The sequence below is a fragment of the Rhodococcus sp. AC861 genome (genome assembly GCF_979256035.1).
In genome coordinates, this window is the sequence record NZ_CEEDMW010000003.1 from 552,957 (window position 1) to 567,166 (window position 14,210).

12 protein-coding genes are annotated in these 14,210 nt (G+C 69.4%); 11 read left to right on the forward strand and 1 reads right to left on the reverse strand.

All coding sequences use genetic code 11. The features are described from left to right. The first annotated feature begins 83 nt into the window (after positions 1–83). The 10 genes from AC0IX4_RS12170 (at position 84) to AC0IX4_RS12215 (ending at position 9,963) form a co-directional block, all read left to right on the forward strand. The gene (locus AC0IX4_RS12170; RefSeq protein ID WP_471829318.1) at positions 84–2,051 is read left to right on the forward strand and encodes a primosomal protein N'; all 1,968 of its coding nucleotides are present in this window, start codon (positions 84–86) and stop codon (positions 2,049–2,051) included. A gap of 5 nt (positions 2,052–2,056) precedes the next feature. Beyond that, positions 2,057–2,980, forward strand: a complete 924-nt coding sequence (gene fmt / locus AC0IX4_RS12175; protein WP_471829097.1) for a methionyl-tRNA formyltransferase — start codon at positions 2,057–2,059, stop codon at positions 2,978–2,980. Next, the gene (locus tag AC0IX4_RS12180) at positions 2,977–4,515 is read left to right on the forward strand and encodes an RsmB/NOP family class I SAM-dependent RNA methyltransferase (protein ID WP_471829098.1); all 1,539 of its coding nucleotides are present in this window, start codon (positions 2,977–2,979) and stop codon (positions 4,513–4,515) included. The genes fmt and AC0IX4_RS12180 overlap by 4 nt, the downstream gene beginning before the upstream one ends. Before the next feature lie 47 nt (positions 4,516–4,562). Beyond that, a complete protein-coding gene (locus AC0IX4_RS12185) occupies positions 4,563–5,303 on the forward strand; it encodes an SGNH/GDSL hydrolase family protein (RefSeq protein ID WP_156148881.1) in 741 nt (246 codons plus the stop codon). Between the two features lie 33 nt (positions 5,304–5,336). Beyond that, positions 5,337–6,005 carry a ribulose-phosphate 3-epimerase gene (gene rpe, locus AC0IX4_RS12190; RefSeq protein WP_042574613.1) on the forward strand — a complete coding sequence of 223 codons (669 nt, stop codon included), beginning with the start codon at positions 5,337–5,339 and terminating at the stop codon, positions 6,003–6,005. Then, positions 6,005–7,030, forward strand: coding sequence for a bifunctional diaminohydroxyphosphoribosylaminopyrimidine deaminase/5-amino-6-(5-phosphoribosylamino)uracil reductase RibD (gene ribD / locus AC0IX4_RS12195; RefSeq protein WP_042574645.1), 1,026 nt, complete (start codon positions 6,005–6,007; stop codon positions 7,028–7,030). The genes rpe and ribD overlap by 1 nt, the downstream gene beginning before the upstream one ends. A 10-nt stretch (positions 7,031–7,040) precedes the next feature. Then, positions 7,041–7,643 (forward strand): riboflavin synthase, encoded by a 603-nt coding sequence (locus AC0IX4_RS12200; RefSeq protein WP_471829099.1) that lies wholly within the window; start codon positions 7,041–7,043, stop codon positions 7,641–7,643. Between the two features lie 90 nt (positions 7,644–7,733). Then, positions 7,734–9,005 (forward strand): bifunctional 3,4-dihydroxy-2-butanone-4-phosphate synthase/GTP cyclohydrolase II, encoded by a 1,272-nt coding sequence (locus AC0IX4_RS12205; RefSeq protein ID WP_042574611.1) that lies wholly within the window; start codon positions 7,734–7,736, stop codon positions 9,003–9,005. Continuing rightward, positions 9,005–9,490 (forward strand): 6,7-dimethyl-8-ribityllumazine synthase, encoded by a 486-nt coding sequence (gene ribH, locus AC0IX4_RS12210; protein WP_471829100.1) that lies wholly within the window; start codon positions 9,005–9,007, stop codon positions 9,488–9,490. The genes AC0IX4_RS12205 and ribH overlap by 1 nt, the downstream gene beginning before the upstream one ends. Next, positions 9,487–9,963, forward strand: coding sequence for a PH domain-containing protein (locus AC0IX4_RS12215; protein WP_471829101.1), 477 nt, complete (start codon positions 9,487–9,489; stop codon positions 9,961–9,963). The genes ribH and AC0IX4_RS12215 overlap by 4 nt, the downstream gene beginning before the upstream one ends. 15 nt (positions 9,964–9,978) lie before the next feature. Here AC0IX4_RS12215 and ggt read toward each other — a convergent pair whose 3' ends face one another. Further along, positions 9,979–11,925: a gamma-glutamyltransferase gene (ggt, locus tag AC0IX4_RS12220; RefSeq protein WP_471829102.1), complete on the reverse strand. Its 1,947-nt coding sequence runs from the start codon at positions 11,923–11,925 to the stop codon at positions 9,979–9,981. Positions 11,926–12,039: 114 nt separating this feature from the next. On the opposite strand from ggt, the gene uvrC reads away from it, so the two are divergent. Continuing rightward, a complete protein-coding gene (gene uvrC / locus AC0IX4_RS12225; RefSeq protein ID WP_471829104.1) occupies positions 12,040–14,208 on the forward strand; it encodes an excinuclease ABC subunit UvrC in 2,169 nt (722 codons plus the stop codon). The last annotated feature ends 2 nt before the right edge of the window (positions 14,209–14,210 follow it).

Below are 14,210 nucleotides of genomic sequence, written 5' to 3' on the forward strand. Positions count from 1 at the left end.
GGGGGTCGGGGTCGGTGAGTGCAGCCGCCGCGGGTGGTGTGCGCGCACCGGCCCCGTCCGCCCCGGTGGCGCGGGTGCTTCCGATGCTCGCGCTGTCCCATCTCGATCGCGACTTCGACTACCTCGTCCCCGCCGACCTGGACGAGGTGGCGCAGCCCGGCGTCAGAGTGCGTGTCCGTTTCGCGGGTCGGCTCGTCGACGGGTTCCTGCTCGAACGAATGGATGCCAGCGAGCATCCGGGCAAACTCGGGTTCCTCGACAAAGTGGTGTCCGCGGAACCCGTTCTGAACGACGAGTTGCTCGGTCTCACCGAGGCCGTGGCGGCGCGGTATGCCGGAACGCGCTCGGACGTCCTGCGTCTGGCGATTCCTCCACGGCATGCTCGCGTCGAGAACGAGATGGTCTCGCAGGGCGTCCACGCGACGCCGATTCTGCGTCGCGACGCGTGGCACGCCTACCGGCACGGCGGCGAGTTCCTCGACGCGCTCGCCGACGACCGTGCGCCCCGAGCGGTATGGCAGGCACTGCCGGGGGAGGACTGGCCGGCCCGGTTGGCCGATCTGGCGGCGGTCACCGCATCCGCCGGCCGCAGCGCGATCATCGTGGTGCCGGACCAGCGTGACCTCGACCGGGTCGATGCTGCGTGTCGTGCTGTCCTCGACGACTCCTCCGTCGTGGCGCTCGCGGCCGGTCTCGGGCCGGCCGAACGCTACCGACGCTGGCTCGCCGCCTCACGGGGAAGCGCGCGCGTGGTTCTGGGTACCCGCAGCGCGGTCTTCGCGCCGGTACGTGATCCTGGCCTCGTCGTCGTGTGGGACGACGGAGACGATTCGCTGTCCGAGCCACGCGCTCCCTACCCCCATGCTCGGGAGGTGGCGCTTCTGCGCGCTCACCGCAGTCGCTGCGCTGCCGTCGTCGGCGGAATCTCGCGCACGGCGGAAGCCCAGGCCTTGGTCGACACCGGGTGGGCACACGATCTGGTCGCGACTCGCGACACGGTGCGCGCGAGGGTTCCGCGCATCGTGGCGCTGGCGGACAGTGATCACGCACTCGCGCGGGACCCCGGCGCGCGGGCGGCCCGACTACCGGCCATCGCCTTCGCCGCAGCGAGAGCTTCCTTGACGGCCGGACATCCGGTGCTCGTACAGGTTCCACGCCGCGGATACGTTCCGTCCCTGGCCTGCAGCAAGTGTCGAACTCCGGCTCGCTGCCGTCGGTGCCACGGACCGCTGGCGCTTCCGTCGGCAGCCGGTGCCGACGGCGCGGGCAGCCCGACCTGCAAGTGGTGTGGCACGGCCGATCCCGCCTATTCGTGCCCCACCTGCGGGTCCCGCGCCCTGCGTGCCGTTGTCGTCGGCGCAGGACGTACCGCGGAGGAACTGGGTCGAGCATTCAGTGGCGTCACTGTGCGGCAGTCCGGCGGCTCCGCGGTGTTGGACACTGTGCCCGCCGGTCCCGCCATCGTCGTGTCCACCGTCGGCGCCGAACCCGTCGCCGACGGCGGCTACGGAGCAGCACTGTTGCTCGACGGGTGGGCCCTGCTCGGCCGAGCCGATCTGCGTGCCACGGAACAGACTCTGCGTCGCTGGATGGGCGCGGCCGCTCTGGTCCGACCGTCGTCGGACGGTGGGGAAGTCGTCGTGGTCGCCGACTCGTCGCTGGCCACCGTCCAGGCCTTGGTCAGGTGGGATCCGGTCGGGCATGCGCAGGTCGAACTGGCCGAACGCACGGAGGTCGGATTCCCACCCGCCGTGCACATCGCCGCGGTGGACGGAACGTCGGAAGCGCTGCGTGCGCTGCTCGATTCCGCACGGCTGCCGGACGACGCCGTGACCCTGGGTCCGGTGGATCTCCCTCCGGGCGAACGACTGCCGTTCGGTAGCGAGGTGGATGCGGACTCCTCGGCGGCCATCGAACGGATGCTGGTGCGGGTACCTCGGGGTTCGGGTGGGGCACTGTCGCGCTCGCTCGGCGAGGCGCGCGCAGTTGTGGGCGCGAAGAAGACGGCGTCGGCGCTGCGAATCCAGGTCGATCCGCTCCGCATAGGGTGAACGGCGTGCGCCTCGTCTTCGCCGGTACTCCCGAGCCTGCTCTCCCGTCCTTGCGACGACTCCTCGAGTCGAGTCGGCACGAGGTGGTCGGCGTCCTCACCCGGCCCGACACCACCGCGGGGCGCGGCCGCAAGGTCGTACGGTCACCTGTCGCGCAGCTCGCGGACGAGCACGGGATTCCCGTCCTGCAGCCCGCCGAGCCGTCCGACCCGGACGCGCTCGCGACGCTGCGTGAGTGGGCTCCCGACTGCTGCCCCGTCGTCGCGTACGGCGCACTGCTGCCGCGTTCGGTGCTCGACATCCCACGGTTCGGCTGGGTCAATCTGCACTTCTCGTTACTGCCGGCGTGGCGCGGTGCGGCGCCCGTCCAGGCCGCGATCGCAGCGGGCGACGACGTCACCGGTGCTTCCACGTTCCTCATCGAGGAGGGCCTCGACACGGGTCCGGTGTTCGGCATCGTGACCGAACGTGTGCGACCCACCGACACTGCCGGCGATCTGCTCGGCCGCCTCGCCGACAGTGGGAGCGTGTTGCTCGAGTCGACGCTCGACGGGCTCGAAGAGGGTGCGCTGCAGGGTGTTCCGCAGTCGACGGATGGTGTGTCGCACGCGCCCAAGGTGTCGGTGGACTCCGCGAGGGTGGACTTCTCCCGCGCCGCGCATCTCGTCGACCGCCACATCCGGAGCGTGACACCGGCGCCCGGCGCGTGGACGGAGATCGGTGACGTCCGCGTCAAGGTCGGTCCGGTGACGATGACCGAGGACGTTCTCGAACCCGGTGTGGTCGAGGTGCGCAAGAAGGTGGTGCTGGTGGGCACCGGGACGACGGCTGTCGCACTGGGAACGGTGCAGCCGCACGGGAAGAAGCAGATGGCAGCGACGGATTGGGCGCGCGGCGCCCGCGATGTGAACGGAGCGATCGCGCGATGAGTGGCGAACAGACGCCCGGAGCCGACGGTGGCGGCCAGCGGAAGAGGAACGGCGGGAAGGCCGGAGGCCGGCCGGGAGAGGGCGGGAAGGCCGGAGGCCGGCCGGGAGGGGGCAGCGGGAAGGCCGGCGGGAAGTCGCGGTCGGGGAATTCCCGGCCGAAGCAACCCGGTCGCCCGAATCCGGCCGATGCGGGTCTGGATCCGGCGAGGATCGCGGCGCGCGATGTGTTGCGCGCGGTGCGGGAGCGGGATGCGTACGCGAACCTGGTTCTGCCAGGGCTCTTGCGCGACCGCAAGCTCGACGAGCGGGACGCGGCGTTGGCCACGGAGCTGGCCTACGGTTCGGCGCGCGCACAGGGCATTCTCGATGCCGTGATCGAGCACGCGGCGTCGCGGCCGGTGTCCGACATCGACGGTCGACTGCTCGATGTCCTCCGCCTCGGCGCGTACCAGTTGCTGCGCACCCGCGTCGCGCCCCACGCTGCCGTTGCCACGTCGGTGGACATCGTCCGGAGCGAGGCGGGCCAGGGCCAGGCAGGTTTCGTCAACGCTGTCCTTCGACGGGTGTCGGAGCGTTCGAGCGAGGAATGGATCGAGCTGCTCGCGCCGTCGGCCGAACGTGATCCTGTCGCGCACTCCGCCTTCCGTCACGCCCACCCGACCTGGATCGCGCAGGCGTTCAACGACGCGCTCGGTGCCGATGCGGGCGAACTCGACGATGCGCTCGCGGCGGACGACGCACGGCCGTTGGTGCACCTCGTCGCCCGGCCCGGCGAGATCTCGGCGGACGAGCTGGCGTCGATCACCGGCGGCGAGGTGGGACAGTGGTCTCCCTACGCGGTACACCTCGACAGTGGTGGAGACCCCGGTCGCCTCGACGCAGTCCGTGAGGGTCTCGCGGCCGTGCAGGACGAAGGCAGCCAGCTGGTTGCACGCGCGCTGACTCTGGCCGAGCTCGACGGTCCGGACGGTGGTCGCTGGCTCGACCTGTGTGCCGGACCGGGCGGGAAGGCTGCGCTGCTGGGCGCCATCGCGGCGATCGACGGTGCCACCGTCGATGCCGTCGAACCCTCCGAGCACCGGGCCGATCTGGTTCGCAAGACCGTGCGGGATCTGCCCGTCACTGTGCACGCCGTCGACGGCCGGGACAGTGGCCTCGGGGCGGGATACGACCGCGTCCTCGTCGACGCCCCCTGCACCGGTCTCGGCGCCCTCCGGCGCCGCCCGGAAGCTCGGTGGCGTCGGCAGGCGTCGGACGTGGCCGGACTGGTCACGCTGCAGCGGGAGTTGCTCGCGGCGGCGGTCGACCTGGTGCGTCCGGGCGGCGTGATCGTGTACTCCACGTGCTCACCGCACCTCTCGGAAACTGTGGGAGTCGTCGCGGACGCGGTCCGGCGGCACGGATTGACTCCCCTCGACACGTCGACGTTGGTGCCGGAGGTGCCCCGAGCTGCGTCGGGGACCTCGGTGCAGCTGTGGCCGCACCGGCACGGCACCGACGCGATGTTCTTCGCGGCACTGCGGAAGGCCGTGTGACGCGCGGTCGTCACGGGTCGGTAACGACCGCGGGGTACAACAGGGGAGTGACATCGTCCCGACGTTCCCACCGACACCGGTGGCCTCGCGCCGCGGTGGTGGGGGCGACAGTGCTGGTGTCGGCTGCGTGTTCGACGGGTGGGCAGAGTCAGCCTCGTCCCACCGATCACGTCGACCGCGTGATGGCCGAGCAGACCGCAGCGGCCACCGAGGACGCCGTCACGACTCGACGAGTGACCGTGTCGGTGATCGGCGACTCGTTCTCGGCCGGGTCGATGAACGACGTCGTGTGGCCCGACATCCTGGCCGAGGAACACGACTTCGCGGTGACCAATGCGAGTCTCGGCGGCGCGGGATACGTCGCCGGTGACGACTACCTGGGGACCTTCGCCGACCAGGTGCCGCTGGCGACCGACGGCGAACCGTCGGTGATTCTCGTGGTGGGCAGTGAGAACGACGCCGACGCGGACCCGTCGGACGTGCTGTCGAACGCGGGTGACCTGTACGCCGAGTTGCAGGAGCGATCACCCGGCTCGCGCATCGTCGTGATCGGGCCGATCTGGAGTGGGGGCGATGTCAGCGACGCGATGTTCGACGTCGACGCCGCCGTGGAAACGGCCGCGCTGTCCGCGGGACTGGACTACGTCGACACCCTCGACGCCGGGTGGCTGGCCGACCCGACGATCATCCAGGACGACGGTGACCACCCGACCGACGAGGGACAGTATCTGCTGGCCGGGTACATCGACGACGCCGTTCTGGGTGTGGACCCCGATCTATTAGGCTGACCGCTCGTGGCCGACCAGACTCCAGCGCACCCGATGATCGCTCCGTCCATCCTGTCCGCGGATTTCGCGCGGCTCGCTGACGAGGCCGCTGCCGTGGCCGGCAGCGACTGGTTGCACGTCGACGTCATGGACGCTCATTTCGTTCCCAACCTGACTCTCGGGTTGCCCGTCGTGAAGAGCCTGTTGAAGGCCACCGACATCCCCATCGACTGCCACCTCATGATCGAGGATCCGGCCCGCTGGGCCCCGCCCTACGCGGAGGCCGGCGCCTACAACGTGACGTTCCACGCGGAGGCAAGTGACGACCCGCGGGCGGTGGCCCGCGACATCAGGGCGGCCGGCGCGAAGGCCGGCCTCTCGGTCAAGCCCGGAACCCCCATCGAGCAGTACCTCGAGATCCTGCGCGACTTCGACACGTTGCTCATCATGAGTGTCGAACCAGGATTCGGCGGACAGAGCTTCATGCCGTCCGTGCTCGACAAGGCTCGGACCGTGCGGCGCCTTGTCGACTCCGGTGAACTCCGTCTCGTCGTCGAGATCGACGGGGGCATCAATGCCGACACCGTCGAGCAGGCCGCCGAGGCCGGAATCGATTGCTTCGTCGCGGGATCGGCCGTCTACTCCACCGAGGATCCGGCGCAGGCCGTGCGGTCGCTGCGCGCCGCTGCCGCAGCCGCATCGCCGCACCTCAGCGCGCCGTGATGTCGCTCCCGACCGACAGCCCGATCGAGGCGGCGATGCGCCGGGCCATCCTCGCCTCGGAGTCGGCTCGGGGGATCAGCACGCCCAATCCGCCCGTCGGAGCGGTGATTCTCGACACGGACGGCCGGGTCGTGGGCGTCGGTGCGACGTCGGCTCCGGGCGGCCCCCACGCAGAGATCGTGGCGCTCGCGCAGGCCGGCGAGACGGCGCGCGGTGGTACGGCCGTCGTCACGCTCGAACCCTGTGACCACACCGGACGCACGGGACCGTGCTCGGTCGCGCTCGTCGACGCAGGGATCGCTCGCGTCGTGCACGCGCTGTCGGACCCCAATCCGCTCGCGGCGGGAGGCGCGGGCACTCTCGCTCGCGCCGGCGTCGTGGTCGACTCGGGGATTCTGGCCGAGGAGGCCGCGGCGGGTCCTCTCCGGGCGTGGCTGCACCGCCAGCGCACCGGGAGACCGTTGATCACCTGGAAGTACGCGGCGACTCTCGACGGACGGACAGCGGCGCCGGACTCCACCAGCAAATGGATCACGGGGGAGACGGCACGCGAGCACGTCCACGCCGAGCGATCGCGGATAGACGCCGTCGTCGTGGGAACCGGCACCGTGCTGGCCGACGACCCGGCGCTCACCGCTCGGATGCCCGACGGGTCACCGGCGCAGCGTCAGCCGTTGCGCGTCGTCGTCGGCACCCGCGACATCCCGCCGACGGCACGAGTGTTGGACGATTCCGCGCCTACCCGGCTGATCCGGACCCGCGATCCGCTCGAGGTGGTGGCTGCTCTGTCCGACGTGAACGACGTGCTGATCGAGGGCGGATCCGTTCTCGTCGGCGCATTCCTCCGGGCCGGAATGGTCGACCGCGTCATGGCCTACATCGCGCCGATGGTGCTGGGCGAGGGCCCCTCGGCGGTGCGCGGCACGGGCGTCGGAACAATCGGGGACGCACTGAGGTTCCGACGAGTGTCGATGCAGGAACTGGGGGAGGACATCCTCCTCGAGCTCGTCCCGCGAGTGCTGTAAGGATGGACGGATGTTCACCGGAATAGTCGAGGAACTCGGCAGTATCACCGCGAAGGAAGACCTCTCGGACGCAGCCCGTTTCACGGTCAGCGGGCCGTTGGTCACGTCGGATGCGTCCCACGGGGACTCGATCGCCGTCAACGGAGTCTGTCTGACCGTCGTCGACGTGGTCGACGGAGCGTTCACCGCGGACGTGATGCAGGAGACTCTCGATCGGTCGTCGCTCCAGGCGTTGGCGGTGGGCAGTCGAGTCAACCTCGAGCGTGCGGCGTCCTTGGCGTCGAGGCTCGGCGGACACCTGGTGCAGGGACATGTCGACGGAACCGGCATCGTGCTCTCCCGCAACCCGTCGGACAACTGGACCGTCGTGCGCATCTCGCTGCCTCGCAACATCGCCCGGTACGTCGTGCACAAGGGATCGATCACGGTCGACGGAGTATCGCTGACGGTGTCGGCGCTGGGCGGTCAGGGTGACGACCAGTTTTTCGAAATCTCCCTGATTCCAACCACCCTGTCCCTGACCACGCTGGGCACGGCCGAGCCCGGGACGCCGGTCAACCTCGAGGTCGACGTGATCGCGAAGTACGTCGAGCGGCTGCAGACCGCCGAGTAGAGGAAAGGCCCCTGGCGTAGGGGTCGTAGGCTGGAAGCAAGAAACAGATCTGTCCGAGACTGCGGACAGCAGACGTGGGGAGCGCACGGCGTGACCAGGTTCGACACCATCGAGCGCGCTGTCGCCGACATCGCCGCCGGCAAGGCCGTCGTCGTCGTCGACGACGAGGACCGCGAGAACGAAGGCGATCTCATCTTCGCCGCAGAGAAGGCAACACCCGAGTTGGTGGCCTTCATGGTGCGGTACACATCGGGATACCTCTGCGTGCCGCTGTCCGGTGAGGACTGCGACCGCCTCGGTCTACCTCCGATGTACTCGACGAACCAGGACAAGCACGGAACCGCGTACACGGTGACCGTCGACGCACGCGTCGGCATCGGCACGGGCATCTCCGCGTCGGACCGCGCCGCCACGATGAGGCTGCTGGCCGACCCCGAGACCGGGGCGAACGACTTCACCCGGCCCGGACATGTCGTACCGCTGCGCGCGAAGGAAGGCGGAGTGCTCCGCCGTCCGGGTCACACCGAGGCCGCGGTCGACCTCGCCCGGATGGCCGATCTCCGTCCTGCCGGCGTCATCTGCGAGATCGTCAGCCAGAAGGACGAAGGCGAGATGGCGCGGACGGACGAGCTCCGCGTCTTCGCCGACGACCACGACCTGGCGCTGATCTCGATCGCCGATCTCATCGCGTGGCGCCGCAAGCACGAGAAGCACGTGGTCCGCATCGCCGAGGCACGCATTCCCACCTCGCACGGCGAATTCCGCGCCGTCGGTTACCAGAGCGTCTACGAAGAGGTCGAGCACGTCGCGCTGGTGCGCGGCGACATCGCCGGCCCGGACGGCGACGGCAGCGACGTGCTTGTCCGCGTGCACTCCGAGTGTCTGACGGGCGACGTCTTCGGCTCGATGCGATGCGACTGCGGTCCGCAACTCGACGCGGCGCTCGACATGGTGGCGCAGGAAGGCCGCGGAGTCGTGCTCTACATGCGCGGGCACGAGGGTCGGGGCATCGGACTGCTGCACAAGTTGCAGGCCTACCAACTGCAGGACGCAGGATCCGACACCGTCGACGCCAACCTCGCGCTGGGTCTGCCCGCGGATGCTCGCGACTACGGCATCGGCGCCCAGATCCTGGTCGATCTCGGCATCTCGTCGATGCGGCTGCTGACCAACAACCCGGCCAAGCGTGTCGGCCTCGACGGGTACGGCCTCCACATCACCGAGCGCGTCCCGATGCCGCTGCGGGCGAACGCCGAGAACCTGACCTACCTCAAGACCAAGCGCGACCGGATGGGTCACGACCTCGTCGGGCTCGATGCGTACGACACGCCGGTCGAGGCTCCCGACGCGGGAGGTCTATGATGAGTGGCGCGGGTGAACCGTCGCTCCAGCTCGAGGGCGCGGAGAAGCTCCAGGTCGCCATCGTGGCCGGGCAGTGGCACGAGAAGGTCAGCACGGCTCTGGTCGACGGTGCGTTGCGCAAAGCGGACGAGGTGGGCTTGCAGAACGTGACGCTCGTGCGAGTGGCGGGTGCCATCGAGATTCCCGTCGTCGCTCAGCAGTTGGCGCGCACCCACGACGCCGTCGTCGCTCTCGGCGTCGTCATCCGGGGCGGGACACCGCACTTCGAGTACGTCTGCGACGCGGTCACCGCGGGGCTGACGCGCGTGTCTCTGGACGAGTCCACCCCCGTCACCAACGGCGTCCTGACGGTGAACGACGAGGAACAGGCCCTCGACCGCGCCGGTCTGCCCGGCTCACGCGAGGACAAGGGCGCACAGGCGGTCGCCGCGGCAGTGGACACAGCGTTGACACTGGAAAGCCTTCGTCGGGGTGACTCGGCATGACCGAGTCGGGATCCGCTACGCCGACGTCGGACGAGTGGGAACTCGAGGCGCACCCACGTAAGAGCGCCAAGTACGCGATCGGGGTCGCCGTCCTTCTCGTCGTGATCCACACGACGCTCGGCATTCTGCTGAGGACGGGCAACACCGGTGTGTTCTTCCAGCGGGCCGATCAGGTCGCGATGATCGCCATCGGAGTGGGCCTGGCCGGCGGCGTGCTGCTGCTCACACGCCCTCGCATCAAGGTGGGCGCTCAGGGAGTACTGGTACGCAACCTGGTCACGGAGAAGCTGATCCCGTGGGACCTGGTGCGCGGCCTGTCCTTCTCGGCCGGTGCGACATGGGCGCGGGTCGAGCTGCCCGACGACGAGTACGTGCCGGTGATGGCGATCCAGGCGAACGACCGCGAATACGCGGTGCACGCAGCCCGGATGTTCCGCGCTCTGGAGAAGAAGTACGCGACGCCCGTCTCCTGACCGCCGGTCACCCGGTCACCCGATCCCGTCACCCATCACGACGCCCTCGCGACGCGGATCCGCTCCGCCCGTCCATCCGTCGTCGGTTCTGACCAGCGCGCTCGACCCGCTCGACTGGTCGGCGACCGAGACCTGATGGCCCATGGCGCGCAGTTGCGTGACCAGGGGATCGGCGGCCCCGTCGGCGGCGGCGTCGATGTTCGGGTGCTCGCCGCCGACGTTGGTCGTCGGGGCGTTGGCCGCACCCACGTTCGGCGCGGAGACCGCCTGCTGCGGGTCGAGTCCCCAGTCCAGCATGCTCACGAGGTTCTTGACGACGAACTGGATGATCACCGATCCGCCCGGTGAGCCGGTGACGAGACGGACGTCCCCTCGACTGCCGTCGTCGCCACGCTCGAAGACGATGGTCGGCGCCATCGAACTCCGTGGACGTTTGCCCGGTTCGACTCGGTTGGCCACCGGCACTCCGTCGGGTCCCGCGGGTTGCGCGGAGAAGTCGGTCAGCTGATTGTTCAGGACGAACCCCTCGGTCATGTGGAACGAGCCGAACGCCGATTCGACGGTGGTCGTCATGGCGGCGACGTTGCCGTAGCTGTCCGCGACGCTGATGTGACTCGTGCCCGCCTCGGGACCGGCGTAGCTGCTCAGCGGAACGGGACCGAAGTCTCCCGGCTGAGCGGTGCCCATGCTGCGCTCCGGATCGATCGACTTGGCCCGCTGTTCGAGGTAGCCGGGGTCCAGCAGACGGTCGGGGCTTCCACCCGGCAGCGGGATGTAGTCCGGATCGGCCACGTACTTGTCGCGATCGGCGTAGGCGAGCCGTTCCGCCTCGGCGATCAGGTGCACGCCCTCCGCGGTGGGAACCCCGCCGTCGGCATCGAGCGTGGTGGGTGCGTATTTCGCCATGTCGAAGTTCGAGAGGATGCCCATCGTCGACGCGACCGCGATGCCACCGGACGACGGCCCCGGCATCCCGCAGATGTCGTTGTCGCGGTACGGGGTGCAGATCGCATCCCGCTCCTCGGCCTCGTAGGAGGCCAGGTCGTCGAGCGTGATCCGACCGGGCGTGCGTCCGCCGGTGGTGTCGGCGGTCGCGTCGACGATCGACCGGGCGATGGCGCCGGTGTAGAACGCGTCGGCGCCGTCGGTGGCTATCGCACCGAGCGTCTTGGACATCGCCGGGTTCGTCAGGACGGTGCCGACGGCTTTCGGTGCGCCGTCCGGTTCGAGGAAGTACGCCGCCGATGCGGGATCGAGCGCCAGTTTCTGCGCGGAGTCCGCGATGGACGACGCCATCCGCGGACTGATCTCGAACCCGTTGTCGGACAATGTGATCGCAGGATCGAACAACGACTTCCAATCCTTGTCGCCGTGGTCGCGGTGAACGTCGTCGAGCATGCGCACCACACCGGGCACGCCGATGGACCGGCCACTTCCTCGCGCGTCGGGCAGCGGAGCGGACAGGTTCGCCGGGGCTCCGGGGGCGGCCGCGTCGTCGACGAACCGGAGGTAGTTCTCGGTGGCCGAGGCGGGCGCCGTCTCGCGGCCGTCGTACGCCTGCAGGTTCTTCGACTCCGCGTCGTAGTACAGCAGGAACGCGCCGCCGCCGAGGCCTGAGCTCTGCGGTTCCACCAGGCCCAGAACGGTCTGCGCGGCGACCAGCGCATCGGCTGCCGTGCCGCCGTCGCGAAGCACCTCGCAGGCGGCCTCGGTGGAGACGGGATTGGCGGTGGACACCGCGTACGTCGCCGTCTTCACGGCAGTCATGCCGCTGCGGTAACCGGTCGCGACCTCCGGTGCGCCGTCCGCACCCGTTCCCGGCTCTGCCGTCACGGGTGTTCCCCCGCCGCCGACGGCACACGTCGGCGCGTCCTGGGCGGTGTCGGTGGTGGACGAGCACGCGGTGGCGACGAGCACGGTCGCGGCGGTCAGGGCGACTAGGCGCAGAGGAAGTCCGGTCACGTGTCCATGAAACCGCGAACCGGCCGGCGCCGCCGGGTATCGGACCGATCGCTGCCGCCCGAGGTGCTCGTCGCCCCGGGGCACGGTGTCACACCCGGCGACTACCGTGGGGGTGTGTCCGACCCTGCTACCTACCGCCCGGCCACCGGAACCATTCCGGTCGAGCCAGGTGTCTACAAATTCCGCGACCCACACGGTCGAGTGATCTACGTCGGCAAGGCCAAGAGCCTGCGCAGCCGCCTCAACTCCTACTTCGCGGACATCGCCGGTCTGCACCCCCGTACGCGGCAGATGGTCACGACCGCGGCCAGCGTCGAGTGGACGGTGGTCACCACCGAGGTGGAGGCGCTGCAGCTCGAGTACAACTGGATCAAGGAATTCGATCCTCGTTTCAACGTCCGCTACCGGGACGACAAGAGCTACCCGATGCTCGCCGTCACTCTGAACGAGGAGTACCCGCGGCTCTTCGTCTATCGCGGGCCGCGTCGCAAGGGTGTCCGGTATTTCGGCCCGTACGCCCACGCGTGGGCCATCCGCGAGACGCTGGACCTGCTCCTGAGAGTCTTTCCCGCGCGCACGTGCTCGGCCGGAGTGTTCAAGCGGCACAACCAGATCGGTCGTCCCTGCCTGCTCGGATACATCGACAAGTGTTCCGCACCGTGCATGGGCCGTGTGTCCGCCGCCGAACATCGCGCCACCGTCGAGAACTTCTGCGACTTCCTCTCGGGCAAGACGGACAAGCTGGTGCGCGAGCTCGAGGGCAAGATGCAGACCGCGTCGGAAAACCTCGACTTCGAGGCCGCCGCACGCTTGCGCGACGACGTGGGGGCGCTGCGCCGCGCCTTGGAGAAGCAGGCCGTCGTTCTGGGAGACGGCACCGACGCGGATCTCGTGGCGTTCGCGAGCGACGAGCTCGAGGCGGCCGTCCAGGTGTTCCACGTACGCGGCGGCCGAGTGCGCGGTCAGCGTGGATGGGTGGTCGAGAAGGCCGGTGACGTCATCGAAGCCGCCGCACCTGGCGCAGACGAAGTGGACGACGAGGCCGACGCGACGACGGACGAGGCGACCGCATCGGACCTTCCGGCTCTCGTGGAGCAGTTCCTGACCCAGTTCTACGGCGAGCAGGCATCGCTGTCGGCGTCGACGGAGGACGGAGCGACCAACGCGGTGCCGCGTGAGGTGCTGGTTCCGGTGCTGCCGCCGAACGCCGACGAGGTGCAGGCGTGGCTGTCCTCCTTACGCGGCAGTGCCGTGCAGCTGCGCGTTCCGCGTCGGGGAGACAAGCGGGCGCTCGCAGAGACCGTGCACCGCAATGCGATCGAGGCCCTGCAGCAACACAAGATGAAGCGCGCGGGTGACTTCACGTCTCGATCGGCCGCACTGCAAGGCATCCAGGAAGCTCTCGACCTCGACAGTGCGCCTCTCCGCATCGAGTGCATCGACATCTCGCACGTGCAGGGCACCGACGTCGTCGCGTCCCTCGTGGTCTTCGAGGACGGTCTTCCGCGCAAGAGCGACTATCGGCACTACTCCATCAAGGAAGCCGCCGGGGACGGCCATTCCGACGACGTCGCGAGCATCGCGGAGGTGACGCGTCGTCGCTTCCTGCGGCACGGCAAGGACTCCGGCGGTGACCTCGCTCCCGAGGCGTCGCTCGACCCGCAGACCGGGCGTCCACGTCGGTTCGCGTATCCGCCCAACCTGTTCGTCGTCGACGGTGGCGCTCCTCAGGTCGCGGCGGCCGCGGAGGTGCTGGGAGAACTCGGCGTGACGGACGTCGCGGTCGTCGGTCTGGCGAAGCGACTGGAAGAGGTGTGGGTGCCGGGCGAAGCCGATCCGGTCATCCTTCCCAGGACCAGCGAGTCCCTGTTCCTGCTGCAGCGCGTCCGGGACGAGGCCCACCGGTTCGCCATCACGTTCCATCGCAGCAAGCGCTCGAAGCGCATGACGGCGTCGGCTCTGGATTCCGTGCGGGGACTCGGCGAAGCCCGCCGCACGGCTCTGGTCACGCACTTCGGTTCGGTGGCCAAGCTCAAGCAGGCGAAGGTCTCGGAGATCGTGGAGGTGCCGGGCATCGGGGAGACGACCGCGCGCGCGGTGCTCGACGCGCTGGGAGTGCCCGCGGAGGTCGCGGAGACGCCCGGTGTCGGTTCTGTCGGAAACGAGAACGGAGCGGATGCCGTCGCAGTACGCAATGATGAAGCGACCGACGAGGCCGGCCGGACGGCGTCGGTCGACACGGTGACGGCATTGCATCGAGGAACAGGACACGCGGGCGAGTGAAC

Excerpts from the sequence above, each read along its gene's own strand:
- AC0IX4_RS12180 (WP_471829098.1), top strand. The coding sequence starts at position 2,977 with ATGAGTGGCGAACAGACGCCCGGAGCCGACGGTGGCGGCCAGCGGAAG.
- AC0IX4_RS12200 (WP_471829099.1), top strand. The coding sequence starts at position 7,041 with ATGTTCACCGGAATAGTCGAGGAACTCGGCAGTATCACCGCGAAGGAA.
- AC0IX4_RS12215 (WP_471829101.1), top strand. The coding sequence starts at position 9,487 with ATGACCGAGTCGGGATCCGCTACGCCGACGTCGGACGAGTGGGAACTC.
- ribH (WP_471829100.1), top strand. The coding sequence starts at position 9,005 with ATGAGTGGCGCGGGTGAACCGTCGCTCCAGCTCGAGGGCGCGGAGAAG.
- AC0IX4_RS12170 (WP_471829318.1), top strand. The coding sequence starts at position 84 with ATGCTCGCGCTGTCCCATCTCGATCGCGACTTCGACTACCTCGTCCCC.
- rpe (WP_042574613.1), top strand. The coding sequence starts at position 5,337 with ATGATCGCTCCGTCCATCCTGTCCGCGGATTTCGCGCGGCTCGCTGAC.
- ribD (WP_042574645.1), top strand. The coding sequence starts at position 6,005 with ATGTCGCTCCCGACCGACAGCCCGATCGAGGCGGCGATGCGCCGGGCC.